The sequence below is a fragment of the Paraburkholderia sp. BL9I2N2 genome (assembly GCF_004339745.1).
Lineage (GTDB): Bacteria > Pseudomonadota > Gammaproteobacteria > Burkholderiales > Burkholderiaceae > Paraburkholderia.
This window is the reverse complement of the sequence record NZ_SMGP01000001.1, coordinates 4,530,970-4,556,001: the sequence shown is the minus strand read 5'-3', so window position 1 is coordinate 4,556,001 and position 25,032 is coordinate 4,530,970. Positions and strand designations below refer to the sequence as shown.

General features: G+C 64.2%; 20 protein-coding genes, 1 pseudogene and 1 riboswitch. Of the genes and pseudogenes, 8 read left to right on the top strand and 13 right to left on the bottom strand.

The window, feature by feature from the left end; all coding sequences use genetic code 11:
* Window positions 1-18: 18 nt before the first annotated feature.
* The 6 genes from B0G74_RS20760 to B0G74_RS20735 form a co-directional block, all read right to left on the bottom strand.
* Window positions 19-1,647, bottom strand: a complete 1,629-nt coding sequence (locus tag B0G74_RS20760) for an ABC transporter substrate-binding protein (protein WP_132376633.1) — start codon at window positions 1,645-1,647, stop codon at window positions 19-21.
* A gap of 242 nt (window positions 1,648-1,889) precedes the next feature.
* On the bottom strand, window positions 1,890-3,533 hold the full coding sequence (locus tag B0G74_RS20755) for an ABC transporter substrate-binding protein (protein WP_132376632.1): 1,644 nt from the start codon (window positions 3,531-3,533) through the stop codon (window positions 1,890-1,892).
* Window positions 3,534-3,796: 263 nt separating this feature from the next.
* On the bottom strand, window positions 3,797-4,627 hold the full coding sequence (gene metF / locus B0G74_RS20750; RefSeq protein WP_132376631.1) for a methylenetetrahydrofolate reductase [NAD(P)H]: 831 nt from the start codon (window positions 4,625-4,627) through the stop codon (window positions 3,797-3,799).
* An 11-nt stretch (window positions 4,628-4,638) separates the two neighbouring features.
* Window positions 4,639-4,992: a phage holin family protein gene (locus B0G74_RS20745; RefSeq protein WP_132376630.1), complete on the bottom strand. Its 354-nt coding sequence runs from the start codon at window positions 4,990-4,992 to the stop codon at window positions 4,639-4,641.
* A gap of 140 nt (window positions 4,993-5,132) precedes the next feature.
* On the bottom strand, window positions 5,133-6,554 hold the full coding sequence (ahcY, locus tag B0G74_RS20740) for an adenosylhomocysteinase (protein ID WP_132376629.1): 1,422 nt from the start codon (window positions 6,552-6,554) through the stop codon (window positions 5,133-5,135).
* A gap of 33 nt (window positions 6,555-6,587) precedes the next feature.
* Window positions 6,588-6,724, bottom strand: a riboswitch (S-adenosyl-L-homocysteine riboswitch).
* 96 nt (window positions 6,725-6,820) lie between these two features.
* Complete coding sequence (locus B0G74_RS20735; RefSeq protein WP_132376628.1) at window positions 6,821-7,597, bottom strand: glycosyltransferase family A protein; 777 nt, start codon at window positions 7,595-7,597, stop codon at window positions 6,821-6,823.
* A gap of 260 nt (window positions 7,598-7,857) precedes the next feature.
* On the opposite strand from B0G74_RS20735, the gene B0G74_RS20730 reads away from it, so the two are divergent.
* Window positions 7,858-8,820, top strand: coding sequence for a LysR family transcriptional regulator (locus tag B0G74_RS20730; protein ID WP_132376627.1), 963 nt, complete (start codon window positions 7,858-7,860; stop codon window positions 8,818-8,820).
* A 64-nt stretch (window positions 8,821-8,884) separates the two neighbouring features.
* On the opposite strand, the gene B0G74_RS20725 is transcribed toward B0G74_RS20730, so the two are convergent.
* Both B0G74_RS20725 and B0G74_RS20720 read right to left on the bottom strand, forming a co-directional pair.
* A complete protein-coding gene (locus B0G74_RS20725; protein WP_132376626.1) occupies window positions 8,885-10,645 on the bottom strand; it encodes an OmpA family protein in 1,761 nt (586 codons plus the stop codon).
* Between the two features lie 173 nt (window positions 10,646-10,818).
* A pseudogene (locus B0G74_RS20720) lies at window positions 10,819-12,476 on the bottom strand (GMC family oxidoreductase N-terminal domain-containing protein).
* A 308-nt stretch (window positions 12,477-12,784) separates the two neighbouring features.
* Between B0G74_RS20720 and B0G74_RS20715 the strand changes: the two are divergent.
* Together B0G74_RS20715 and B0G74_RS20710 are read left to right on the top strand one after the other, a co-directional pair.
* On the top strand, window positions 12,785-14,470 hold the full coding sequence (locus B0G74_RS20715; protein WP_132376625.1) for an isovaleryl-CoA dehydrogenase: 1,686 nt from the start codon (window positions 12,785-12,787) through the stop codon (window positions 14,468-14,470).
* Window positions 14,471-14,554: 84 nt separating this feature from the next.
* Window positions 14,555-15,973 carry a coniferyl aldehyde dehydrogenase gene (locus B0G74_RS20710; protein ID WP_132376624.1) on the top strand — a complete coding sequence of 473 codons (1,419 nt, stop codon included), beginning with the start codon at window positions 14,555-14,557 and terminating at the stop codon, window positions 15,971-15,973.
* A gap of 3 nt (window positions 15,974-15,976) precedes the next feature.
* Here the strand turns inward: B0G74_RS20710 and B0G74_RS20705 are convergent, their stop codons facing one another.
* From B0G74_RS20705 to fliE, 5 genes are all read right to left on the bottom strand, one after another.
* Window positions 15,977-16,336: an EscU/YscU/HrcU family type III secretion system export apparatus switch protein gene (locus B0G74_RS20705; RefSeq protein WP_132376623.1), complete on the bottom strand. Its 360-nt coding sequence runs from the start codon at window positions 16,334-16,336 to the stop codon at window positions 15,977-15,979.
* Between the two features lies 1 nt (window position 16,337).
* Complete coding sequence (locus tag B0G74_RS20700) at window positions 16,338-17,786, bottom strand: flagellar hook-length control protein FliK (RefSeq protein ID WP_132376622.1); 1,449 nt, start codon at window positions 17,784-17,786, stop codon at window positions 16,338-16,340.
* Between the two features lie 91 nt (window positions 17,787-17,877).
* Window positions 17,878-18,204, bottom strand: a complete 327-nt coding sequence (locus B0G74_RS20695; RefSeq protein ID WP_132376621.1) for a flagellar protein FliT — start codon at window positions 18,202-18,204, stop codon at window positions 17,878-17,880.
* Window positions 18,201-18,635 carry a flagellar export chaperone FliS gene (fliS, locus tag B0G74_RS20690; RefSeq protein ID WP_132376620.1) on the bottom strand — a complete coding sequence of 145 codons (435 nt, stop codon included), beginning with the start codon at window positions 18,633-18,635 and terminating at the stop codon, window positions 18,201-18,203. The genes B0G74_RS20695 and fliS overlap by 4 nt, the downstream gene beginning before the upstream one ends.
* 217 nt (window positions 18,636-18,852) lie before the next feature.
* Window positions 18,853-19,188, bottom strand: coding sequence for a flagellar hook-basal body complex protein FliE (gene fliE, locus B0G74_RS20685; RefSeq protein WP_132376619.1), 336 nt, complete (start codon window positions 19,186-19,188; stop codon window positions 18,853-18,855).
* 235 nt (window positions 19,189-19,423) lie between these two features.
* On the opposite strand from fliE, the gene fliF reads away from it, so the two are divergent.
* Genes fliF through fliJ form a run of 5 tightly spaced genes read left to right on the top strand, consistent with a single transcriptional unit; the run spans window position 19,424 to window position 24,973 of the window.
* Window positions 19,424-21,223: a flagellar basal-body MS-ring/collar protein FliF gene (gene fliF, locus B0G74_RS20680; RefSeq protein ID WP_132376618.1), complete on the top strand. Its 1,800-nt coding sequence runs from the start codon at window positions 19,424-19,426 to the stop codon at window positions 21,221-21,223.
* Window positions 21,213-22,208: a flagellar motor switch protein FliG gene (gene fliG, locus B0G74_RS20675; RefSeq protein WP_007179928.1), complete on the top strand. Its 996-nt coding sequence runs from the start codon at window positions 21,213-21,215 to the stop codon at window positions 22,206-22,208. The genes fliF and fliG overlap by 11 nt, the downstream gene beginning before the upstream one ends.
* Window positions 22,195-22,878 carry a flagellar assembly protein FliH gene (fliH, locus tag B0G74_RS20670; protein ID WP_207915670.1) on the top strand — a complete coding sequence of 228 codons (684 nt, stop codon included), beginning with the start codon at window positions 22,195-22,197 and terminating at the stop codon, window positions 22,876-22,878. The genes fliG and fliH overlap by 14 nt, the downstream gene beginning before the upstream one ends.
* Window positions 22,872-24,521 carry a flagellar protein export ATPase FliI gene (fliI, locus tag B0G74_RS20665; protein WP_132376616.1) on the top strand — a complete coding sequence of 550 codons (1,650 nt, stop codon included), beginning with the start codon at window positions 22,872-22,874 and terminating at the stop codon, window positions 24,519-24,521. Before fliH ends, fliI begins: the two co-directional genes overlap by 7 nt.
* Window positions 24,522-24,523: 2 nt before the next feature.
* Window positions 24,524-24,973 carry a flagellar export protein FliJ gene (fliJ, locus tag B0G74_RS20660; RefSeq protein WP_132376615.1) on the top strand — a complete coding sequence of 150 codons (450 nt, stop codon included), beginning with the start codon at window positions 24,524-24,526 and terminating at the stop codon, window positions 24,971-24,973.
* Window positions 24,974-25,032 lie beyond the last annotated feature (59 nt).

Here is a 25,032-nt window from a genome sequence, read left to right as displayed (position 1 = left end):
TACGACTAGCTCGACGAATTACTTGATGCTGACGCCATCGAAACGCGCGTAGCCGAGCGGTTCGATGCGCATGTCCACCACCTTCTTGCTGACAGGCTGGTACACCGTGGAGTGAGCGATCGGCGAGAACGGCAGTTGTTGCGCGAAAATCTGCTGCGCCTGCATGTAAGCCGTCGTGCGCGCGCCCTGATCGGACGTGACGCGACCCTTCTGGATCAGGTCGTCGAACGGCTTATAGCACCACTTCGAGAAGTTGTTGCCGTTCACCGCTTCGCAGCCGAGCAGCGTGCCGAGCCAGTTGTCCGGATCGCCGTTGTCGCCGGTCCAGCCAATCAGCATCGTGTCGTCCTCACCTGCGTGAGCGCGCTTGATGTACTCGCCCCACTCATACGTGACGATCTTCGCCTTCACGCCGATCTTGGCCCAGTCGGCCTGGATCATTTCCGCCATCAGGCGGGCGTTCGGGTTGTACGCGCGTTGCACCGGCATCGCCCACAGCGTGATGTCGAAGCCGTTCGGGTAGCCAGCCTTCGCCAGCAGGGCCTTGGCCTTGTCGGTATCGTAAGACGCGCCCTTCAGGTTCTTGTCGTACGACCATTGGGTCGGCGGCATCGGATTCGTGGCTGCCTGGCCCGCGCCCTGGTACACCGAGTCGATGATCGCCTTCTTGTTGATCGCCATGTCGAGCGCCTGACGGACTTCGACCTTGTCGACCGGCTTGTGCGTCACGTTGTACGCGAGGTAGCCGAGGTTGAAGCCCGGTTGCGACGGCATCGCGATGTTCGCTTCAGCCTTCAGCGGCGCGATGTCGGCGGGACGCGGATAGCTCATCACCTGGCATTCGTCGCGCTTGATCTTCTGCACGCGCACGCCGGCGTCCGGCGTGATCGAGAAGATGAGCTTCGAGATCTTCACCGTGTTCGGCTTCCAGTAATCCGGATTGCCGTCGAAGCGGATCGTCGCGTCCTTCGTGTAGCTGCGGAAGATGAACGGGCCCGTGCCGACCGGGAACTGGTTGATGTCGGCGGCCTTGCCGGCTTTCATCAACTGGTCGCCGTATTCTCCCGAGAGAATCGACGCGTATTCCATTGCCAGATTCTGGATGAACGGCGCGTTGACTTCCTTCAGCGTGAACTTGACCGTGTACGGATCGACCTTTTCGACGCTGGTGATCAGCTTGTCGAGGCCCATGTCCGTGAAGTACGGGAACTGGACCGGGTAAGCCTTATGAAAGGCCGAGTTCGGGTCCAGCATGCGCTGGAACGTGAACACGACGTCGTCTGCATTGAATTCGCGCGTCGGCTTGAAGAACGACGTGGTCTGGAACTTCACGCCATGACGCAGATGGAACGTGTACGTCTTGCCGTCCGCGGACACGTCCCACTTTTCGGCGAGGCCCGGTTCGACCTTGGTGCCGCCGCGTTCGAATTCGACGAGACGGTTGTAGACCGTGAACGTATTAGCCGTGAAATCGGTGCCCGTGGTGTATTGGGCAGGATCGAAACCCGCAGGGCTGCCTTCTGAGCAGTAGACCAGGGTTTTGTTCGGAATCTCAGCGCGGGCGACACTTGCGCCCACCATCGATGCCGCTGCAGCTGCGACGAGCGTCGTAACACGCGCGGCGCGCAACAGATTGTTTTGCTTCATGTTTCCTCCAGGTTCGTGGCCGGCTCCCGCCGGCGTAGCGCGATATTACTTGAGCTTGGCTCACAGCACCAAGCGGAGGAAATTCCAGGTGTGTCGATCGGAGTTACCGCTTTGCCGGTTACTCCGATCCCACGCAGCGTGGACGATCGGAAACCATTCGGGCATAAGGGCCGCCGCACGCCGGCGCTGGCCGGAGCATGCGGCTTTAGAGGGTCGTCTTAGCAAAAAACGGCCCGCGGGCCTTATTTCAGACCCACATTCATGAATTGCGTCGGGCCGAACGGGTCGATCTTGAAGCCCGTGACGTTCTTGCTGATCGGCTGATAGACCGTGGAGTGGGCGATCGGCGTGAACGGAACCTGATCCTTGAAAATTTCCTGGGCTTCCGTATAAGCCTTGGTGCGCTCAGGCAGAGCGGTCGTGCCACGGCCCTTTCTGATCAAATCGTCATAAGGTTTGTAGCACCATTTGGAAAAGTTACTGCCGTTGACCGCGTCGCAGCCCAGCAATACGCCGAGCCAGTTATCCGGATCGCCATAATCGCCGGTCCAGCCGATCAGCATGGCTTCATGCTCGCCGGCATGGCCGCGGCGAATATATTCGCCCCATTCAAAGGTGGCGATCTTCACTTTGACGCCGATCTTCGCCCAATCGGATTGCAGCATTTCCGCCATCAGCCGCGCATTCGGGTTATAAGGCCGTTGAACCGGCATGGCCCACAGCGTCAAATCGAAGCCGTCCGGATAACCTGCCTGTTTCAGCAGCGCTTTGGCTTTTTCGGTGTCGTACGGGGCGTCCTTCAGATTCTTGTCGTAGCCCCACTGGGTCGGCGGCATGGGGTTGGTCGCCGCCTGGCCCGCGCCTTGATACACCGACTCGATAATCGCTTTCTTATTGATCGACATATCGAGCGCGCGGCGCACCAGCACGTTGTCGAGCGGCTTTTTGGTGGTGTTGTAGGCGATATAGCCGAGGTTGAAACCCACCTCGTTCGGCATGACGAGCGACACATCGGTTTTCACCGTCGGAATATCGGCGGGACGCGGATACGACATCACCTGGCATTCGCCGCGTTTCAGTTTCTGCAGACGCACGGCCGGATCGACGGTAATCGCGAATATCAGCTTGCCGACTTTGACGACGCCCGGCTTCCAGTAGTCGGGATTACCGTCGAAGCGAATCGTGTCGTCTTTCGTATAGCTGCGGAAAATAAATGGACCGGTGCCGACCGGATATTGATTGATATCCGACGCTTTACCCGCTTTCAATAACTGATCGCCGTATTCCGCCGAGAGAATCGAGGCGAACGGCATCGCGATCTGTTGTAAAAACGGTGCGTCGACTTCCTTCAGCGTGAAACGCACCGTGTACGGATCGACCGCTTCGACCTTCGTGATGTTCTTGGCGAGGCCCAGATCGGTGAAATACGGGAACGGCACCGAGTACGCCTTGCGGAACGGTTGCTCCGGATCGAGCATGCGCTGATAGGTGAAGACGACGTCGTCCGCGTTGAATTCGCGCGTCGGCTTGAAGAACGCCGTGGTCTGGAACTTCACGCCGTGGCGCAAATGAAACGTATAGGTCAGCCCGTCCGGCGACACGTCCCATTTCTCGGCGAGACCCGGCTCGATATCCGTGCTGCCGTGCGCGAACTCGATCAGGCGGTTGTAGACCGTGTACGACCCCGCGCTGAACTCCACGCTGGTGGTGTATTGCGCACTGTCGAAGCCCGCCGGACTGCCCTCGGAGCAGAACACGAGGGTCTTGTCAGGCAGCTTGGCCGCGTCGGCGACGGCGGGCGAAAACCCGGCGCTCAGAACCGCACAGACGCTCAACGCCGGAAGGCAGGTTTGGCGAACTGCAAACAGCAACTTGGATACCGTCATCACGTTCTCCGCACAGCAGCCACGTCAGCTGCGCTTTGATCATAGACAGCACAAAAATCGGGTTCAATGCGGGCTTACGCGCCGCAAGCTTGGGTCGGGCAGGCGTGTTTGTTGCGGCGCAGCGGCCGTTGCGACGATTGTGCCAGCGTCGGATTGGTCATTCCGGCTTCATTCGCCTGACACTCGCATGGCATTTGCGGCGCGAAAAAAAACCGCACGGCTGCGTCAGCCGCGCGGTTTCGTCTCGACAACGTGATAGGAGCTTAAACGCCCAACCGTTCGCAGATCGCTTTGGTCGCTGCGGCGCCGTTCAGCGTGTAGAAGTGCAGACCCGGCACTTTGGCGTCGATCAGACGCCCGCACAGGTCGGTCACCACATCCAGCCCGAACGCGCGAATCGACTCGCGATCGTCGCCGAAGCTTTCCAGCCGGCGCGCGATCCAGCGCGGCACTTCAGCGCCGCACATCTCCGAGAAACGCATCAGTTGCGAGAAGTTCGTGATCGGCATGATGCCCGGCACGATCGGCACATCCACGCCGAGTTTTTTTGCGTCGTCGACGAAACGGAAGTACGCGTCCGCGTTGAAGAAGTACTGCGTGATCGCCGAATTGGCGCCGGACTTCACCTTGCGGGCGAAGTTTTCCAGATCGTGACGCGGCGAGCGCGACTGCGGGTGGTATTCCGGGTAGCCGGCCACCTCGATCCAGAACCAGTCGCCGAACTCGGCGCGGATGAAGCTCACCAGTTCCGACGCATAGCGCAGCTCGCCGACTTCGCCCATGCCGGACGGCAGATCGCCGCGCAGCGCGACGATATGGCGAATGCCATGCGCGCGGTATTCGTTGAGAATAGCGCGCAGGCTCTCTTTCGACGAGCCGATGCACGACACGTGCGGCGCCGCTTCGAGCCCTTCCTTCGCCATATCGACGACGGTATCGAGCGTGCCCTGTTGCGTCGAGCCGCCGGCGCCGAACGTGACGGACACGAACTTGGGCTTGAGCGTGGCGAGCTGGGCGCGTGTGGCGCGCAGCTTGTCGACGCCTTCCTGCGTTTTAGGCGGGAAGAATTCGAATGAAAGTTCGATCGGGTTCATGATTCAGTGGGTCAACCGAGACTGCGGTTGCCAAAAATAAGCGCGGACAGCAGCCACGAAACGATGCTGTACAGGATCGAGCCGAAGAACGCCGACCAGAAACCCGACACTTCAAAGCCCTTCAGCAGCGACGCGCACAGCCAGAAGCACAGCGCATTGACCACCAGAATGAAGAGTCCGAGCGTGAGAATCGTGACGGGCAGCGTCAGCAGAATCAGCAACGGCCGCAGGATCGTGTTGATCAACCCGAGCACCACCGCGACGATCAATGCGGTGCCGAAACTGCGGATATGAATCGACGGCACGAGGTAGGTGATGATCAGTAGCGCAAGCGCGTTGATCAGCCAGGTCAGCAGCACGGTCATGTAGAGCTCCTTTGGCAGGATGTCCGATAACGGGAAAAAGCGCGCAACAGAGAGCGGCAGGCGGGCATGGCGAACAAAGCGGCGCATGATGCGCCGCCCTGTCGTCAAACTGTCATGCTGTCAAACCGCCTGCGGCGCGCTTAATAGCGGTAGTGGTTCGGCTTGAACGGACCGTTCTTGTCGACGCCGATGTAGCCGGCCTGATCGTCCGACAGCACGGTCAGGTTCGCGCCGATGCGCGCGAGATGCAGGCGTGCGACCTTCTCGTCCAGATGCTTCGGCAACACGTACACCTTGTTCTCGTACTTCTTGCCTTGCGTGAACAGTTCGATCTGCGCGAGCGTCTGGTTCGTGAACGAGTTCGACATCACGAACGACGGGTGACCGGTCGCGCAACCCAGGTTCACGAGGCGGCCTTCAGCCAGCAGGATCACGCGCTTGCCGTCCGGGAAAATGATGTGGTCGACTTGCGGCTTGATGTTGTCCCACTCGTACTGACGGGTCGACGCCACGTCGATTTCCGAGTCGAAGTGACCGATGTTGCAGACGATCGCGTTGTGACGCATCGCCTTCATGTGGTCGTGGCCGATCACGTGGTAGTTGCCGGTTGCCGTCACGAAGATGTCGGCCTTGTCCGCCGCGTATTCCATCGTCACGACACGGTAGCCTTCCATCGCCGCCTGCAGCGCGCAGATCGGATCGATTTCGGTAACCCACACGGTCGCGCCCAGACCGCGCAACGATTGCGCGCAGCCCTTGCCCACGTCGCCGTATCCGGCAACCACGGCGATCTTGCCCGCGATCATCACGTCGGTCGCGCGCTTGATACCGTCGACCAGCGACTCACGGCAGCCGTACAGGTTGTCGAACTTCGACTTGGTGACCGAGTCGTTGACGTTGATGGCCGGGAACGGCAGGCGGCCTTCTTTTTCCATCTGATACAGGCGGTGCACGCCGGTCGTGGTTTCTTCCGTCACGCCCTGGATGTGTGCGAGGCGCGTGGAGTACCACGTCGGGTCGGCGTCCAGATGACGCTCGATCGACTTGTACAGCGCGACTTCTTCCTCGTTGGTCGGCTTCGAGATCACCGAGCGGTCTTTTTCAGCCTTCGAGCCGAGGATCAGCAGCAACGTGGCGTCGCCGCCGTCGTCGAGGATCATGTTGGCGAATTCGCCGTTCGGCCATTCGAAAATGCGGTGCGAGAATTCCCAGTACTCGTCGAGCGATTCGCCCTTGAACGCGAACACCGGTGTGCCGGCCTTGGCGATTGCCGCGGCCGCATGATCCTGCGTCGAGAAGATATTGCACGATGCCCAGCGCACGTCCGCGCCGAGCGCGGTCAGCGTCTCGATCAGCACGCCGGTTTGAATCGTCATGTGCAGCGAACCTGCGATGCGCGCGCCCTTCAGCGGCTGCTGCGCCTTGTACTCTTCGCGCGTCTGCACGAGACCGGGCATTTCCGTCTCGGCGATGTTGAGTTCCTTGCGGCCCCAGTCGGCAAGCGACATGTCGGCAACAACGAAATCCTGGGAATTTTTGGAATCGATAACTGCGGCGTTCATCACGCCCTCCTTTCTAAGAAATTGACTAGAAATTTGACGTGAGCGCGGTTCGATGCGGTGGATGGGAAAGCGCTATGCGCATCCGAGCCCTCCGATTGAAGTCTCCGAGCCTGGCGGGCAGCCGGCGAATAGCCTGATTCGCGGTACCCGTCGCAACGCTCCTCGGCGACGAACGGCGATTGTAGCAAATCGAGATGGCTTCGGGGCGCGCGCGTTTTCTTGGGTTTCGTGTGTGCGCGAAGCCGACGCGATGGATGCCGCGTGACTTACGACGCGGCAGTCTCCGCCATCACGTTAGCCGCGCGCAATTGCGCGATGCCTGCGCGCGCGGTGTCGACGAACTGCCTGGAAACGCGGAACGCTTCAGCGACATCGGCTGGATCCGGAATCTGCAGTCCGAGTGCGATGCGGAAATAGCGTTCGGCGTGAATCCCCGCGTGGTAATGCATGCGCACGCGCTTCACGTCATTCAGCCGCGGGTTGCCGAATATATCGCGCAGCGCCCACGACAACGCGCCGTCTTCGCCGCCTATACGGCGAAACGCATCGTCCATTGGAAAGCCGCCGAGTGCGAGGTACACGGCGCGGCGAATGAACAGGCCGCTCGGCACCGTATTGCTGAGCGTCGCCGCGTGCGCGGCGAAGTCGGGATGGGCCGTGAGGTCGCGCGGAAAATCCGCGTACTCGACGTCGAGCCGCACGGACACGTCCTTCGGGTTTTGCGCGAGGAATGCACTCGCGGCGGAGAGTGCACCGGGAAGGTATTCGTCGTCGGCGTCGAGGAAGGCGATCAGGTCGTGCGACGCATGCATCGCGCCCCAGTTGCGCGCTCGCGCCGCGCCGCCGTTGTAAGGCATTCGTAGCAGATCCACGCGCGCGTCGACGCGGCCGATTTGGCCCACGATGTCCGCGGAGGCATCGGCCGAGCCGTCGTCCACCACGATGATCTGTGCGGCTTCAGGCTGAATCCGGCAACTTTGCAAAGCACGCGCGAGTGTCGCCGCGCCGTTATAGCAGGGAATGATGATCGAAACGGGCGTCATGATGAACGGGCGCGATGGGCGGGGCGGCGGTGGAGATCCACAGATGTTATGCCGTTCGCGCGCCGCTCCATCTTGAAATGGGTGCGACGTCTTCTCCTCGGCGCAGAGCCTGACTTCGGCCGAACACAACGACCGCGATTGTCGACCACGACGCCGGCGCGCAACCATACCGACCGCTCCGTACGACCTTTCTGCAATATAAACATATTGACTTACAATCACTGAGATCATTCCAATTTGGAATTCTGGAGCCTGAGATCGTGGAACTACGTGCGCTGCGGTATTTCGTCGAAGTGGTGCGTCAGCAAAGTTTCACCGTCGCCGCCGAGCAGATGTTCGTCACGCAGCCGACCATCAGCAAGATGGTCAAGTCGCTGGAGGATGAAATCGGCTCCCCGCTTTTGCTGCGCGACGGGCGCCAGATGGTGCTGACCGATGCCGGCCGGATCGTCTACCAGCGCGGTCAGGACGTGCTGGCGGCGCACGCGCAGTTGCAGGCTGAACTGAACGATCTCGACACGCTCGGCCGCGGTCAACTCACCATCGGCATTCCGCCGATGGGCGGCTCGCTCTTCACGCCGGCCATCGCCGCGTTTCGCCAGCGCTATCCGAAAATCGAACTGAAGCTGTTCGAGCAGGGTTCACGCGCCAACGAGACGGCGCTGATCAACGGCGAACTGGACTTGGGCGGCGTGTTGCAACCGGTCGACCCGGAAAATATCGACGTGCTGCCCATGACGCGTCAGTTGCTGTGGCTGGTCGCGCGCAACGGCTCTAGCTGGGACGATCTGCACGAGGTGCCGCTCGCGCAACTCGCCAACGAGCCGTTCGTATTTTACGGCGAAAGTCTCGCTCTCAATGATGTCGTGCTGAACGCGTGCCGTACCGCCGGCTTTGCGCCGACCATCGTCGGACGCAGTGGGCATTGGGATTTTATGGCGGCGCTGGTGCTTGCCGGTGTCGGCATCGCGCTGTTGCCGGCGCCGTATTGCCGGCGTCTCGACCCCGCGCAGTTCACTTGCCGGCCGGTGGTGGAACCGGAAATTCCGTGGGAAATGGCAATCGGCTGGCGCCGCAATGGTTATCTGTCGCACGCCGCGCGCGCGTGGCTCGAGGTCGCCCGTGAGGCGTTGCCCGGTCAGGCCGGCGACGATTTCATGCTTGGGCCGGGCATCGGCGTGACCGGCATCACGACGCCGTTTCCGACACCGCCCGCCAAATGACAAGACGATGCCGCCCGAAGTGAACTGGCGGCATGTCTCGCATGCTTGGTCCTGGCCGTGCTTACTATTGCGCAACGAACTCGATGCGGCGGTTGGCGAAGCGACCGCTCGCCGTGTCGTTGCTCGCGACCGGACGCGCTTGACCGTAGCCTTGCGCCATCAGCGATTTAGCCGGGACGCCCGTCTTGACGAGATAGGCGCGCACCGCTTCCGCACGTTGCTTCGACAATTGCAGATTCGCCTGTTCGCCGCCGACGTTGTCCGAATAGCCCGCCACTTCCAGCCGCGCCGTCTTGCCGTTGCGCGCGCAGGCGTTCAGCACGCGCGCCGACTGGTTCAGATCTTCCACCGCCGAAGCAGGCACATGCGCGCTGGCGCTCGCGAAGTTGATCACCTGCAGGTTCAGCACCTTGACCACGTCTGCTGTGACGCACGGGCTATCCGGCGTGAGCAGGCTCTTGATCGCGCCGCGGAAGTTCTCGTTGGCATCGGCGACGGCGTGCGCGACGTCGAACGAACCGATCTGATACGACGTGCCGAGCAGCGACTTCAGTTCGTCGAGCAAGCCGAGCTTCTTGTCCGCTGCGGTGCCGCTCAGTTCGATCTGCGTGCCAATCACTTTCACTTCCGCGCCGGGCAGCGACAGCAGCGGCAACAGGCCGTCGAAATGGACCAGCCAGTCGGCCGGCTTCGTGGCCGGATCGACCGTGATGTTCGGGACGAAATTGTATTGACCGAGGCGCTTGGTCAACTCATCCATGAATTGGGTCTTTTCGGCTTCGCTGCCGACGGTGGCCGTGAGCGTCGGTTTGCCGGCGGCGTCGACGGTGAAACTGAGCTGGCTGTCCTGGGTCGGCGCGGGTGCGGCGGCTGGTTGCTGCGCGTCGCTTGCGCCGCTCGCTGAACTCGCGGGCGTCGATGCGCTGGCTGCCGACGCCAGCACCGCCGCATCGCTGGCGGCTAGCACGGCAACTGAAGCCTGAACCGGCGCCGATGCCGGCTGTATGGTGACCGCCGCTTCGGAACTGCCGTGTCCGTCGGCGCGGCCGACGCTCTGCTGGCTTTGGCAGCCGCGCAGAAACAGAAAGGCCAGCACCGCCGCAGCGACCGCGGGCAGCCACCACAGCCACGTGTGCGAATGGCGTTCTTCGCGCACCACAGCGTCCACAGGCACGTGGATGTTCGACAACGCGTCGGCCACCGGCTTGGCCGCGGGCGTCGGATGATCGATATGCGACGAAACGGCCTTCAACTGCGCCAGAATGTTGCCGACAAACGCGCCAAGGCCGCTCAGGCCGAGCGTGGCCATCAACCGGTCGTTCAGATAAGGCGCAATGACCGGCAGTTGATGACCGAGCAGCGTGGGCAATTGCCCGGCATTGCCCTGACCTTCGAGACAATGCCGCTTCAGCAAGCCAAGCAGGGTTGCACCGACGATGCCCGTCATGGCATGTGTGGCGTGCGCCGGCACCCCGGTTTGCGAGGCGACCTCATCGCTCAGCGCGTCGACGGGGCGGTCCAGCGCCCGTTCGAGCAATTGCCGCCCGGCCATTTCCAGTTGGCTCACGCCGTTCGTGCTGCCAACCAGATGCGGCAACTGTTCGGCGATATGGCCGTTCACCTCCGGCGAGAGAATCGTAGCGAAAAGCGAACGCGCGCCGTCAAGCGTCGCGCCCTTTTGCATCAGGCCCGCGATGAGCGACGGCGCCGTGGTGGCCAGCACCTTTTGAGTCGCGTCCGGCGGCAGCCCGAAGCGCCCCGCTAGCTGCCGTACGACACCGTCCGTCATGGCGGACTGAATCAATTGAATTGCGTTGATGCTCATCGCTTCGCTTCCTGGAGTTCCCGAACGCGCCACCTGACGCGCTGCTTTTTGCGGCGCGATTATAAGTTTCAGGAAATCTCATAAACGAAACGGCACAATTTATGACGAATTGGCAGACGTTCACCCAATTTGTCTCATATTTAGCAGCAGGAAATGAAAACGTCGCCGAACGCTCAGGCGGTATTCGTCGCCACGCCAGCTCTGCCGAGCGACGCCATCTTCAGGTCCGCTTGCGACTCGCGACGTGCCGCCGCGATCAGATCGGCCGCGCGTTCACCGATCATCACCGTCGGCGAATTGGTATTGCCGCCGATCAGCGTGGGCATCACCGAGGCATCGACGATCCGCAGCCCCGTGACGCCTCGCACTCGCAATTGCGGATCCACCACCGAGCGCGCGTCGCCGCCCATCCGACAGGTCGCCACCGGGTGATAGATCGTGTCGGCGTGCTCGGCGATCGTGCGGCGCAACTCGGTGTCCGACTGGCCGGGATGGTGTACAACTCGCTGCCGCCATGGAGCGCGAGCGACGGTGCATCGAGAATGCGCCGCGCCATCCGCGCGCCGTCCACCAGCAGATCGAGATCGCGCGGATCGCTGAAAAAGCGTGGGTCGATCACCGGCGCGGTGCGCGCATCGGCGTTTGCCAGCGTCACCGTACCGCGACTATGCGGCCGCAATACGCACACGTGCAGCGAATAACCGTGGCCCCAATGCATATGACGGTTGTGATCGTCGACGATGGCCGCACAGAAATGCAGTTGCACATCCGGCCGGTCGAGCGTCGGATTGCTCTTTAGAAAGCCGCCCGCCTCGGCGACATTGCTCGACAGCATGCCGCGCCCGTGGCGCATGAACGTGACGAACTGCGGCAGCATCCGCGCGATGCCGCGAATCGAAAACCCGGTCGGTTCGATCGACGAAACCTGTTTGTTGATGGTGAAATCTATGTGGTCGATCAGGTTCTGGCCCACCTCCGGCGCGTCGTGCAGCACGGCAATGCCGAGCGATTGCAGATGCGCCGCCGGTCCGATACCCGAACACATCAGCAGCTGCGGCGAATTGAACGCGCCCGCGGCGAGCACCACCTCCGCGCGTGCTTCGAGCGTTTGCGTGCGGCCGCCGCGCACGATCTCCACGCCGCTCGCGCGCTTGCCGTTGAAGGCCACGCGCAGCACCGTCGCGTCGGCAATCGTGTGCAGGTTGGGACGCTCGCGGTCGTAGATATAGGCGCGCGCCACACTGCAGCGGCGTCCGTCGCGCTGCGTCACCTGGTAGAAGCCGATCCCTTCCTGATCCGCGCCATTGAAGTCGCCGTTCGGCTTGTATCCGGCTTCTATAGCCGCCTGCACGAAACGGCGCGAAAACGGATTCTGATAACGCAGATCGGAGACGGTAAGCGGGCCGCTGTCGCCATGCCATGCATCGGCGCCGCGCTGGTTGCCTTCGGCGCGGCGGAAATACGGCAGCACTTCCGCCCACGACCAGCCTTCGCAGCCCAGTGCCGCCCATTCGTCGTAATCGAGCGGATGACCGCGCGTATAGATCATCGCGTTGATCGCGCTCGATCCGCCGAAGCCGCGCCCGCGCGGCTGATACCCTTGCCGTCCGCCGAGCCCCGGCTGCGGCGTGGTCAGATAACCGTAGTTGGTCTTGAGTTTGTGCGGCACCACGGCCGCCACGCCGACCGGCATGTTGACGAACAGATTGCGGTCCGTGTGCGGGCCGGCTTCGATCAGGGCGATCGTCGCGTCCGGGCAGTTATCCGCGAGACGACTCGCCAGCGCGCAACCACCCGAGCCTGCACCGACGATGATGTAGTCGTATTGCATCCGCTCCTCCTGATGGGCGCGCATTGCTCGCGAACCCTGTCACGTGCACACTTGTCTACGTGCGCTTTACCGGCATTGTAGGGAGCCTTCGGATAGCGCGGCGGGTTCGCGTCAGAGCGATTCCTCTAAACGGAAGCGGCGCCGCGACTCTATGATGAAAGACGCGCTTGCGCCCGCCGGGCGGCCGCGCACGGCATTCAAACACGGCGTCGTACGCGCCGTCCTCTCGGCCCGCGGCACGACACGCGGCGATTAAACAGCGCACTGCCGACCGACGCCGGCGAGCATGCGTTGAACGGAGACAGCAGATGGAACGGCACAGCTTCGGCCAGACTCACGAGGTGACCAATCAGGTTCCACCGCTGGCGGACTACAACCTGTTTTCCAGCGACGCCGCGTTGTCGGCCGCCCTCGAACGCGACGGCGCCGGGTGGCATCGCGGCGCGTTGCTGCAGCACGGTGCGGCGCTCACCACGCCGGACACGCTGGCGCTCGCCGAACTCGCCAACCGCCATTCGCCTGAACTATTCACGCACAGTCCACGTGGCGAGCGCATCGACGCGCTGGAGTTTCATCCTTCGTGGCACACGCTGCTTTCGCTCCTGCGCCGCGAAGGTCTGCACGCGCTGCCGTTTTCCGATCCGCAACGCGGCGCAATGGTTGCACGCTGCGCCGGCTACTTCCTGCATGCGCAAATCGAATCCGGTTCGCTCTGCCCGCTGACGATGACCTTCGCGAGCATCCCCGTGTTGCAACGCGAACCCGCGCTATTCGCCACGTTGCGCGACAAGCTCTACGCGCGCGAGCACGATCCGCGCGACGTGCCGCTCAAGCAGAAAACCTCCGCGATGATCGGCATGGGTATGACCGAAAAACAGGGCGGCTCGGACGTGCGCAGCAATCAGACCCGCGCCTATTCCACCGCCGGCAGCGGCCGCGGCGCCGCCTACCGGCTCGTCGGCCACAAGTGGTTTTTCTCCGCGCCGCAGTGCGACGCGCATCTCGTGCTCGGCCGCACCGACGAACACGAGGGCCTCTCGTGCTTCTACGTGCCGCGCTTCGCGCCGGACGGGCGCAAGAACAACGTGCAGATCCAGCGCCTGAAAGACAAGCTCGGCAACCGCTCGAATGCGAGCAGCGAAGTCGAATTCCTCGACGCGTTCGGCATCATGATCGGCGACGAAGGACGCGGCGTGCCGACCATCATCGAAATGGCGAATTACACGCGGCTCGATTGCGTGATCGGCAGCGCGGCCTTGATGCGGGCGGCGCTCGTGCAGGCCATCCACCACGCGCGCCATCGCAGCGCGTTCGGCCGGCATCTCGCCGATCAGCCGCTGATGCGCAACGTGCTCGCCGACCTGGCTTTGGAATCGGAAGCGGCGACGGTGCTGTTCATGCGGCTCGCGCGCGCTTTCGAAGAGTCCACCGACGCCGCCTCCACCTCGCTTGCCGAGCGCGCGTGGCGCCGCATCGTCACGCCCGCGGCGAAATACTGGGTCTGCAAGCGCGCGCTGGAATTCACCGGCGAGGCGATGGAAGTCTGGGGCGGCAACGGCTACGTCGAAACCGGTCCGATGGCGCGCTTCTATCGTGAAGCGCCGGTGAATTCGATCTGGGAAGGTTCCGGCAACGTGATGTGCCTCGACGTGCTGCGCGCGATGGAGCGCGAACCGGAAGCGGCGCAGGCGTTGTTCGCCGCATGGCAAGCGGACGCGCAAGCGCATCCGGCGTTGAGCGCCGCGCTCGGCAAACTCGCCGCTACGCTCAACGGACCGGCCGAGCACCGCGAAGCCTCGGCGCGGCGGATCGCGCAGCAGGTCGTGCTGATCGCTCAGGCGACCTTGCTTCTCAAACATGCGCCTGGCGAAGTCGCAGAGGCATTCATTGCCACGCGTCTTGCCGACGGCTGCGGTGAGAGCGGCCGTGTGTACGGCACGCTGCCGGCCACGTTCGATCACGCGGCGATCATCGAACGGGCTTTTCCCGCCTGACGTTCGGCACGCCGCGAAGCTGCACGAGCACATCCAATAAAAGCGCGACTCGACGCGCAATGATATCCGTCAGGGAGTGGACACATGAAGAACGATCTACCAGAGGTCGTCGCGCTCGAAGCGCTGCTGCGCGATCAGCGCCACGCATATCTGCGTACGCCGTATCCGTCGTGGGAGACACGCGCCGCGCATCTGAAAGCGCTGCGCAAAGTCATGCTCGACAATCGCGACGCGCTCGCCGACGCGATGAACCTCGACTTCGGCAATCGCGCGAAGCAGGAAGTGCTGCTCGCCGAATTCCTGCTGGTGAAAGAAGAGATCAACGGCGCGCTGAGACACGGCAAGCGCTGGATGAAACCGCAGCGCCGCAGCACCAACAAATGGCTGCTGCCGGCGCGCGCGAAGGTCGTGCCGCAGCCGCTCGGTGTGGTCGGCATCATCGTGCCGTGGAATTATCCGGTGTTGCTCGCCGTCGGACCGCTCATCAGCGCGTTGACCGCCGGTAATCGCGCGATCATCAAAATGTCCGAACTGACGCCACGCACCTCGGCGCTGTTCGAGCAGTTGATCGGACAAACCTTCGCGCGCGATCACATCGCGGTCGTGAACGGCGACGCCGCGCTCGCCGCCGCGTTCAGCGCGCAGCCCTTCGACCACTTACTGTTCACCGGCTCGACCAAGGTCGGCCACGAAGTGATGCGCGCCGCCGCCGAGCATCTGACGCCGGTCACGCTCGAACTGGGCGGCAAGTCGCCGGCCATCATCGGCGCGCACGCGCGCTTCGACAACGCGGTGGACAACCTCATCGCCGGCAAGACACTCAACGCGGGACAAACCTGCGTCGCGCCGGATTACGTACTGGTGCCGCGCGGCAAGGAGCAGGCGTTCATCGAACGGGCGCGTGCGCGGATGACGAAGATGTACCCGAACTTCGGCAACAATCCGGATTACACCTCGATCATTTCAGAGCGCCACTTTGCGCGCCTCGAACGTCTTGCCGACGAAGCCCATGCCGCCGGGGCGCAACTGCACGCGCTCACCGACAGTTCACCCGATGCAACAAGCCGCCGCTTCCCGCTGATCGCCGTCACCCACGCGCCCGACGAATGCGCGCTGATGCAGGAGGAAATCTTCGGGCCGCTGCTGCCGGTCGTGCCCTACGACACGCTCGATGACGCGATCGCCTGGATCAACGCCCGGCCGCGCCCGCTCGCGCTGTATCTTTACGCCGACGACGACGCCACGATCGACCGCGTGACGCACGAAACCATCGCCGGCGGCATGGCGATCAACGAAACGCTGATGCATCTGGCGTGCGAAAGCCTGCCGTTCGGCGGCGTCGGCGCGAGTGGAATGGGCGCGTATCACGGCTACGAAGGCTTCGTGACTTTCTCGAAGATGAAGCCGGTACTGACGCAGGCGCGTCTGAACGCCCGTGGCTGGATTTCACCACCGTACGGCAAACGGGTGAACGCGCTGCTAAAATTGATGATGCGGTTCTAACGTTCAGCGCGCCGCCGGGCCGCCTTCGATCTCGGTGGCCTCCACGTCGATGACGTCTTGCGCGTCGACACTCGCGGCTTGCGGCGGCTCGTTCTCCGCGCCGCTTTCCAGCCGATGCAGCCACGCGAGCATTTCCGCCACCGCCTGGTAAAGCTGCGGCGGAATCCGCGCGTCGAGATCCACCTGCATCAGCAGGGAAACCATTTCAGGCGCCTCGTGCACATATAGGCCGGCCTCCTTGGCGCGCTGCACGATCATCTCGGCCAGCATGCCGTAGCCTTTGGCGATCACGCGCGGCGCGGGATCGCCGCCTTGGGCGTCGTAGACGAGCGCGGCCGCGCTGCGGCGATGTTTGCGACTCATCTCACATGTCCCAATCAAAATCGTCGAGCGGCGCGGATTCCGTGCGGCTGGTTCGCGCTGTGCGGCGCACGCCCGTGGTTCGGTTCGCTGCCGAACCGGCCGCACCGCCCGCCTCTGTCGAACTACCCGCCGAAGCCGACCGCGCATACGCCGACGCTGCCGCCTGAGCGGCCGCCGCACCCGCTGCATTCGCGGCGCTGGCGGGCGCGCCGCCGCCGATCTCGCGAATCGTCAACCCATTCAATTGGATGCCCGCCGCCGCGAGCCGCTGACGGAAACTTTCGCCCTGCATCGCAAGGCGCGCGGCGCCGTTGGGACTCGCCTGCACGCGCGCGACGAGCCGCGTGCCGGTCAGTGTCAGTTCCGCGTCGACGGTGCCGAGCGTCGGCAGCGACAGCGTCAGGCGGGTGCGCCACGGCTGGTCGTCCTCGCTCGCCGAGCCGCCGCCGCTGCGGTCCCATTCATCGCCGTCCTGTTCGATGGTCCAGTCGAGTTTGGCGCCCGGCCACGCTTCGCCAGTCCAGCGAAACTGGCCGGTCGCGAGCAGATCGAGCTGCTGGCGCACCAACGGCACGGTTGCGGGATGAACCGCGGCGGCCATCGACTGCGAATTCTGCGAGGCGCCGCCGTCGACGGTTTGTGCCGCCGCGCTATGCAGGCTCGCACGCGTGGGTTGGCCGTTCAGGTCGGACAGGGAACTGGCCAGCACCTCGCCGGCCACGAAACGTGCGGCTTGCGCGTTAGGAATCGAGGGCGCCCCGCGAGCGGCGGCGCCAGCGTCCGGCGCGCCGCTGTTCGATGAACCATTCGGCGCCGCACCCGTGCCTTGGCGGGCGGACGGATTGGCGGGGGCCGCTTCGCCGCCGTCGTTCGCCCAGTCGAGCGGCAGTTGGGCGGCAGCGGCCACGAGTTTGTTTTGCGCTTCGCCCGCGAGCGAAGCGGGCGAACGCTGGCCAGCCAGCCATTGCGCGAGATGCGCTTCGTAGAAGAGGCCACTGTCGCCGACGGTCTGTTCGAGCGCGGCCGCGAGCGCCGCGACCGGCACTTGGGCCGCCGCCACATTGGCGGTGGCCGCGGTACCAGCGGCATTGGGATTGGTGGTGGGAGCAGCGGAACCCGTCGCAGCCGCGGACGTGTCGAACAACGGCAACGCACCGACTTCGACGTCGAGCGCCGGCGCGGCCGGCCAGATCGGCGTCTGGCCGATCACGGCGGGCGTCGCCTCGCCGCCCGAGCGCACGATCGCATTGAGCGTCAGCGCGACAGCGGACAGCGCGGTCTGGGCGGAAGGCTGCGGCGCGGGCGTCTCAATGAGCGCCGGCATGGTCGGCGCGGTTTCGACGCCCGCCGTGCCGGCCTGCGAAGCGGCCGCACTGCCTGGCGCGATGTTGAGCAGACTGTCGATCCGGCTCGCGAGCACCGAAGCGACAGCCGTGTCGATTCCGTTCATGCCGATTCCTTGGTCACATTGGCGGCGTCGCGCTCAAATAAAGTCAGTCGGCCGGATGGATAGAGGCGCCGCTCAGCGCGCGCGGCAAATCTCAGCGCGCCCCGTACAGCTCCTTGAGCACGCGTGTCGGCCGTCCGGCGAACAGCGCGGACAGATTGGCCATGCGCGGATTCGCCAGATCGCGGATCGCAGCGTCGTCGGCGAGGATCTGGCGGATCAGCGCGTATTTGCGCAGACGCTCCGATTCGTCGAGCTTCACCCCTGTTTCGGCGTCTTTCAACCCGTCCACCAGATGGCGGTATTCGTCTTGCAAGTGGACCAGATCGTTCCACAGTGCGCGCCGGGCAGCCATCAGCATGCGGCAGGAAATCGCTGCAATCGCCTCATAACGGGCGAAGTATTCTGCGTTCGATGTCATCTCATGCTTTCCGCGGCGGGCTGGGCTGCCATCCGCGCGATCTCCGGGGCAATCCCGATCCATGCCTCTTCGAGTGTGGCCAGAAGACCATCCACCTCGACCAGCATCGCCTCGCTTTGTTTTATGTTGGCTTCGAGCAACCGGCGCGACATATAGCTATATAGCGCGTTCAACCGCTCCGCAATCTCACCGCCCGCCTCGAGGTTGAGCGACTGCTGCAGCCCGCTTTCGACGATCTGAATCGCCTTGCCGATCGCATCTCCGCGCGCCGGCACATTGCCCTGCTGCAGGTGCATGCGCGCTTGCGCGATCGCCTGCCGGGCGCCCTGATACAACATCACGATCAGACGATGCGGACTCGCGCCCATCACCCCTGTCTCGACGCCGACGCGTGCGTACGCATTGGCTCCAGAGTGTCCTGGGGAAAACATCGGCGCTCCTCCTCTCTTGCACTGCGGTTGGTCGTGGCACCCCATCCGGGCACGTTGCCGCACCCCGATTTCTGCCTGTACCTGGTTATCGGATAGGCAGCGGGAAAGCTTTAGGCCAGTGTAAGGAGGATTAAGGGGCCAGATGGCGCGGCCCTCGTGGGCCACACGGCGCGCACGCGTTCGGGCGGGCGGAACAGCCTTGCCGCCCGAGCCGCGTTCACACCGACATCTGCATGATGTCGTTATAGGCGGACACCAGCTTGTTGCGCACCTGCAGGCCGAACTGGAAGCCCACGTTGGCCTTTTGCATATCGACCATCACGTCGTTCAGCGACACGTTCGACGAGCCGAGTTCGAACGCCTGCGATTCGCCGACCGCCTTGGTCTGATCGCCGCTGATCTTGTCCAGCGAAGCTTTCAGCGCCGAGGCAAAACCGGTGGGCGTAGCCGCGCCGGACGTGTCGGCCGCGGCATTACTGCCGCCGGCCGCTTGCGCCGCCATCGACTGAATCTGTTGCAGCGCCGACGAAAGCGCGTTCACGGGGAAAGTCATGTTTTCTCCAGGGAAGGACGACCGGCATGCCAAACCGTACCGATCTGGACGAAAGCATAGCAGCGGGCCATACGGGAAAGCCCCGAAACTAGGGGGGAAACCCGGCTCTATTCAAGCAATCGGGTTGAGCCGCGCTGCGGATAATTTCGATGGTGAAAGTCTCTGTCCGTGCGCCCGCCGACCCTCGGTGCGGCAGCGGGCAGAACGCAAAAGGCATCCCGGAGAAACCCGACGCATGGATTCGTCAGCCAACTCTTTGATCAACCCCGACGCCCGCATGGGCCTCGCCGGCGCGCAGCCAGGCGTCGGTGCGGCCGGTGCCGGCCAGGCCGGTGGAGCAGCAGACCTCGGCGGCCTGGGGAGCAACCTCGGCGGCAACTTCGGTCAGCGCCTGTCCGGCCTCGCGCAAATGCGCGGCAACCCGCGCGCTCCGCTGATTTTCGCGGTGGCGCTGCTGGTCGCCGTGGTGGCGGGGCTGTTCCTGTGGTCGCGGGCGCCGGACTACAAGGTGCTCTACAGCAACCTGTCGGACCGCGACGGCGGCGCCATCATCACCGCGCTCCAGGCAGCCAACATTCCCTATAAATTCTCCGACGCCGGCGGCGCGATCCTCGTGCCGGCCGAACAGGTGCACGAAATGCGTCTGCGCCTCGCGTCGCAGGGCTTGCCCAAGAGCGGCTCGGTCGGCTTCGAGCTGATGGACAACCAGAAGTTCGGCATCAGCCAGTTCGCCGAACAGATCAACTATCAGCGTGCACTGGAAGGCGAACTGGAGCGCACGGTCGAGTCGATTTCGTCGGTGAAGTCGGCGCGCGTGCATCTGGCGATTCCGAAGCCGTCCGTATTCGTGCGCGACAAGGAAGCGCCGTCCGCCTCCGTGCTGGTCAACCTCTACCCGGGCCGCGCGCTCGACGAAGGCCAGGTGCTGGCGATCACCCATATGGTGTCGTCGGCGGTGCCGGATATGCCGGTGAAGGGCGTGACCATCCTCGACCAGGACGGCAATCTGCTGACGCAGCCGTCCACCGGCAGCGGACTCGACGCCTCGCAACTGAAGTATCGCCAGCAGATCGAGCGCAGCACCCAGCAGCGCATCGACGCCATCCTCGCGCCGCTGTTCGGCTCGGGCAACGCGCACTCGCAGGTCAGCGCCGATATCGACTTCTCGCATAGCGAGCAGACCTCGGAAAACTACGGCCCGAACGGCACCCCGCAACAGGCGGCGATCCGCAGCCAGCAATCGAGCAGCGCCACCGAAATGTCGCAAGGCGGCGCCTCGGGCGTGCCGGGCGCGCTGTCGAACCAGCCGCCGCAACCGGCTTCGGCGCCGATCAATGCGCCAAACGGCGCGAGCGGCGTGACGACCACGCCGGTCAGCGACCGCAAGGACTCGACCACCAACTACGAACTCGACAAGACGGTGCGCCATCTCGAACAGCCGATGGGCGGCATCAAGCGCTTGTCGGTGGCGGTGGTGGTGAACTACCTGCGCGTGGTCGACGGCAAGGGTCACGCCACGATGCAGCCGGTCACCGCCGACAAGCTCGCGCAGGTCAACCAGCTGGTGAAGGACGCGATGGGCTTCGACCAGGCGCGCGGCGACTCGGTCAACGTGGTCAACAGCCCGTTCACCACCGAAGTCGATCCGAACGCCGACCTGCCGTGGTGGCGCACACCGGACATGATCGCGCTCGCCAAGCAGATCGCTACTTACCTCGGCATCGGCGCGGTCGCCCTGTTCCTCTACTTCGTGATGGTGAAGCCGGCGCTGCGCCGCGCTTTCCCGCCGCCGGAGTCGGCCGCCGCCGCGGCGCTGCCCTCGCCGGACGAGCCGATCCTGCTGGACGGCATTCCCGCCGCCGAGCGCGCGGGCGCGAACACGGTCGCCGAACTGGAAACCGACAGCGAACTGCTCGCCCTCGAAAGCTCCAAGCACAAATACGAACGGAACCTGGAATTCGCGCGCAACATCGCGCGCCAGGATCCGAAGATCGTTGCAACCGTCGTGAAAAATTGGGTGTCCGATGAGCGCTGAAGGCGTAATGAAGAGCGCGCTCCTGCTGATGTCGATCGGCGAGGAAGAAGCCGCGCAGGTGTTCAAGTTCCTCGGGCCGCGCGAAGTCCAGAAGATCGGCGTCGCGATGGCCGCACTGAAGAGCGTGACCCGCGAGCAGGTCGATGAAGTCCTGCAGGAGTTCGTGCGCGAGGCCGAGCAGCACACCGGCATGTCGCTGGATTCGAACGAGTACATCCGTTCCGTGCTGACCAAGGCGCTCGGCGACGACAAGGCCGGCGCGATCATCGACCGGATTTTGCAGGGCAGCGATACGAGCGGTATCGAAGGCCTGAAGTGGATGGATTCCGCAGCGGTCGCCGAACTCATCAAGAACGAGCATCCGCAGATCATCGCGACCATCCTCGTTCACCTGGACCGCGATCAGGCGTCGGAAATCGTCGCCTGCTTCACGGAACGGCTGCGCAACGACGTGCTGCTGCGCATCGCGACGCTCGACGGCATCCAGCCGGCCGCGCTGCGCGAACTCGACGACGTGCTGACGGGCCTCCTGTCCGGCAGCGACAACCTCAAGCGCAGCCCCATGGGCGGCATCCGCACGGCGGCCGAAATTCTCAACTTCATGTCGAGCAACCATGAGGAAGGCGTCATCGAGAATGTTCGTCAGTACGATGCGGAACTTGCGCAGAAGATCATTGATCAGATGTTTGTGTTCGAGAACCTGCTCGATCTGGAAGACCGCGCGATCCAGCTGTTGCTGAAGGAAGTCGAGTCCGAGGCGTTGATCATCTCGCTGAAGGGCGCGCCGCCCGCGCTGCGCCAGAAGTTCCTGTCGAACATGTCGCAGCGTGCCGCCGAACTGCTCGCCGAAGACCTCGACGCGCGCGGTCCGGTGCGCGTCTCCGAAGTCGAGACGCAGCAGCGCCGCATTCTGCAGATCGTGCGCAACCTGGCCGAAGGCGGCCAGATCGTTCTAGGCGGCAAGGCCGAAGATGCATATGTCTGATCAGAACTCCGCGGCGAAGGAAAGCCTCTCGGCCTACCAGCGCTGGGAGATGGCCTCGTTCGATCCGGTGCCCCCGGCGCCGCCCGAACCCGAAGTCGACGACGGCGCTTTCGAAGCCGAACTCGAACGTCTGCGCGACGCCGCTCATGCACAGGGCATCGCGTCCGGCCACGTGGCCGGCCAGGCGCTCGGTTATCAGGCCGGTTACGACCAAGGCCATGCGCAGGGTTTCGAGCAAGGCCAGAGCGAAGCGCGCGAAGAAGCCGCGCGGCTCGCCGCGCTGGCTGAAACCTTCAAGGCTGCGCTCGACGGCGCGCAAGGCGCGATCTCCGAAACGCTGGTGGCGCTCGCGCTCGACATCGCGCAACAGGTGGTGCGCCAGCACGTGCAGCACGACCCGACTGCGCTGATCGCCGCCGCGCGCGAGGTGCTGGCCGCCGAGCCCACGCTGGTCGGCGCGCCGGCTTTGATCGTGAGTCCCGCCGATCTGCCGGTCGTCGAAGCCTATCTGATGGAAGAATTGCAGACGCGCGGCTGGACCGTGCGCACCGATCCGGCGGTGGAACGCGGCGGCTGCCGCGCGCAAGCCGGCACCGGCGAAGTGGACGCCGGCATCGACACGCGCTGGGAGCGGGTGGCTGCCGCACTCGGCAAGGTGAGCACATGGTGAAGCCGACGCTCGAAGAGATCCGCGCCAGCGACCTGACGCCGCTCGAACGCGAACTGGCGCTGGCGTCGTTCGGCGCCGAGGCGCTCGCGGAAGTACCGGCTGCGGTGACACCCGCCGCGGCCGCGGTCGCGGCGATCGAAGCCGCCTTGCGCGATCCGGCGCATGCCCATCCGGCGACGGGCGCCGCCGCGAGCCGCGTTGCAGCGCCTGCGAGCTCCGCTTCCGCCGCTGTTGCCCACGCGCCGTACGATCCCGCGCTCGACAGCAATCCGCACATGCAAGCCTGGCGCGGCCGCCTCGACGCACTGCGCGCGCGCAATGCCATCGCCAAGCCGATGCGCGCCTGCGGACGTCTCACGCGCGCCGCTGGTCTCGTGCTCGAAGCCGTGGGCCTGCGCCTCTCCGTAGGCGCCGAAGTGATGATCGAACTGCCGCAAGGCAGTTCGCTGCCGATGGCCGAAGCCGAAGTGGTCGGCTTCTCCGGCGACAAACTGTTTCTGATGCCGACCACCGAAGTGATCGGCCTCCTGCCCGGCGCGCGCGTCTTTCCGCTCGAAAGCGCGCCGATCGCCGACCCGATGGCGGGCGCGAAGCGCCTGCCGGTCGGCTGGGAATTGCTTGGCCGCGTGTTGGACGCCTCCGGCCGTCCGCTCGACGGACTCGGTCCGCTCGGCACGCATGCCGACGCCCCGCTGTCCTCGCCGGTGATCAATCCGCTGAACCGCGAGCCGATCCACAAGGTGCTCGACGTCGGCGTGCGCGCGATCAACGCGCTCTTGACCGTCGGCCGTGGCCAGCGCATGGGATTGTTCGCCGGTTCGGGCGTCGGTAAGTCGGTGCTGCTCGGCACGATGGCGCGCTACACCAGCGCCGAAGTGATCGTGATCGGCCTGATCGGCGAACGCGGCCGCGAAGTGAAGGAATTCATCGAGCAGATTCTCGGCGAGGAAGGCTTGGCGCGCTCCGTGGTGATCGCCGCGCCGGCCGACGTCTCGCCGCTGCTGCGTATGCAGGCCGCCTCGTATTCGACGTCGCTCGCTGAGTATTTCCGCGACCAGGGCAAGCACGTGCTGCTGCTGATGGACTCGCTGACCCGTTACGCGATGGCGCAGCGCGAGATCGCGCTGGCCGTGGGCGAGCCGCCCGCCACCAAGGGCTATCCGCCTTCGGTGTTCGCCAAGCTGCCGGCGCTCGTCGAGCGGACCGGCAACGGGCCGGCGGGCGGCGGCTCGATCACCGCGTTCTACACGGTGCTGACCGAGGGCGACGACCAGCAGGATCCGATCGCCGACTCGGCGCGGGCGATTCTGGACGGCCACATCGTGCTGTCGCGCTCGCTGGCTGAAGCCGGCCACTATCCCGCGATCGACATCGAAGCGTCGATTAGCCGGGCAATGACCGCGCTGATCGACGATAACCATCTGGACAAGACGCGTATGTTCAAGCAGATGCTGTCGCGCTATCAGCGCAACCGCGATCTGATCAACGTCGGCGCGTATTCGAGCGGGCGCGACGCGCTGCTCGACCGCGCGATTGCGCTGTATCCGCGAATGGAAGCATTTTTGCAGCAAGGTTTTCGCGAGTGCGCGAACTTTGAACCGAGTCTCGAGATGCTGGACACGCTGTTTGCCCAAGGAGGCTGACGATGGCGAAACACTTTCCGATCAAGACCCTCATCGGCCTCGCCCAGGACGATGTGGACGCCGCCGCGCAACGTCTGGGCCGCGCGCAGCGCGAGCGCAACGACGTGCAGTCGCAGCTCGACGCCCTCGTGCAGTACCGCGACGAATACCACGCACGCTTCACCGCGACGGCCCAGACGGGCATGCCCGCAGGGAACATGCGCAATTTCCAGGCATTCATCGACACGCTCGACTCCGCCATTGAACAGCAGCGCAACCTGCTGGTGACGGCCAACGCGCGCGTCGAGGCAGCCAAGCCCGATTGGCAGCGTCAGAAGCAGAAGCTCGGTTCGTACGAAGTGCTGCAGGCGCGCGGCGAGGCAGCCGAAGCCAAGACCACGGCGCGGCGCGATCAGCGCGACGCCGACGAACACGCCGCCCGGATTCTGAGGATGCGCGCAGAAGGCGCATGACGCGCATGAGCGCCACCTCGATTGACTGAACACCGTTTGACCGATTGACAGGATTCCCT

Bases quoted from the DNA above. Each gene is read 5' to 3' on its own strand.
- B0G74_RS20760 (WP_132376633.1), bottom strand. From the start codon at position 1,647: ATGAAGCAAAACAATCTGTTGCGCGCCGCGCGTGTTACGACGCTCGTC.
- B0G74_RS20755 (WP_132376632.1), bottom strand. From the start codon at position 3,533: ATGACGGTATCCAAGTTGCTGTTTGCAGTTCGCCAAACCTGCCTTCCG.
- metF (WP_132376631.1), bottom strand. From the start codon at position 4,627: ATGAACCCGATCGAACTTTCATTCGAATTCTTCCCGCCTAAAACGCAG.
- B0G74_RS20745 (WP_132376630.1), bottom strand. From the start codon at position 4,992: ATGACCGTGCTGCTGACCTGGCTGATCAACGCGCTTGCGCTACTGATC.
- ahcY (WP_132376629.1), bottom strand. From the start codon at position 6,554: ATGAACGCCGCAGTTATCGATTCCAAAAATTCCCAGGATTTCGTTGTT.
- B0G74_RS20735 (WP_132376628.1), bottom strand. From the start codon at position 7,597: ATGACGCCCGTTTCGATCATCATTCCCTGCTATAACGGCGCGGCGACA.
- B0G74_RS20725 (WP_132376626.1), bottom strand. From the start codon at position 10,645: ATGAGCATCAACGCAATTCAATTGATTCAGTCCGCCATGACGGACGGT.
- B0G74_RS20715 (WP_132376625.1), top strand. From the start codon at position 12,785: ATGGAACGGCACAGCTTCGGCCAGACTCACGAGGTGACCAATCAGGTT.
- B0G74_RS20710 (WP_132376624.1), top strand. From the start codon at position 14,555: ATGAAGAACGATCTACCAGAGGTCGTCGCGCTCGAAGCGCTGCTGCGC.
- B0G74_RS20705 (WP_132376623.1), bottom strand. From the start codon at position 16,336: ATGAGTCGCAAACATCGCCGCAGCGCGGCCGCGCTCGTCTACGACGCC.
- B0G74_RS20700 (WP_132376622.1), bottom strand. From the start codon at position 17,786: ATGAACGGAATCGACACGGCTGTCGCTTCGGTGCTCGCGAGCCGGATC.
- B0G74_RS20695 (WP_132376621.1), bottom strand. From the start codon at position 18,204: ATGACATCGAACGCAGAATACTTCGCCCGTTATGAGGCGATTGCAGCG.
- fliS (WP_132376620.1), bottom strand. From the start codon at position 18,635: ATGTTTTCCCCAGGACACTCTGGAGCCAATGCGTACGCACGCGTCGGC.
- fliE (WP_132376619.1), bottom strand. From the start codon at position 19,188: ATGACTTTCCCCGTGAACGCGCTTTCGTCGGCGCTGCAACAGATTCAG.
- fliF (WP_132376618.1), top strand. From the start codon at position 19,424: ATGGATTCGTCAGCCAACTCTTTGATCAACCCCGACGCCCGCATGGGC.
- fliG (WP_007179928.1), top strand. From the start codon at position 21,213: ATGAGCGCTGAAGGCGTAATGAAGAGCGCGCTCCTGCTGATGTCGATC.
- fliH (WP_207915670.1), top strand. From the start codon at position 22,195: ATGCATATGTCTGATCAGAACTCCGCGGCGAAGGAAAGCCTCTCGGCC.
- fliI (WP_132376616.1), top strand. From the start codon at position 22,872: ATGGTGAAGCCGACGCTCGAAGAGATCCGCGCCAGCGACCTGACGCCG.
- fliJ (WP_132376615.1), top strand. From the start codon at position 24,524: ATGGCGAAACACTTTCCGATCAAGACCCTCATCGGCCTCGCCCAGGAC.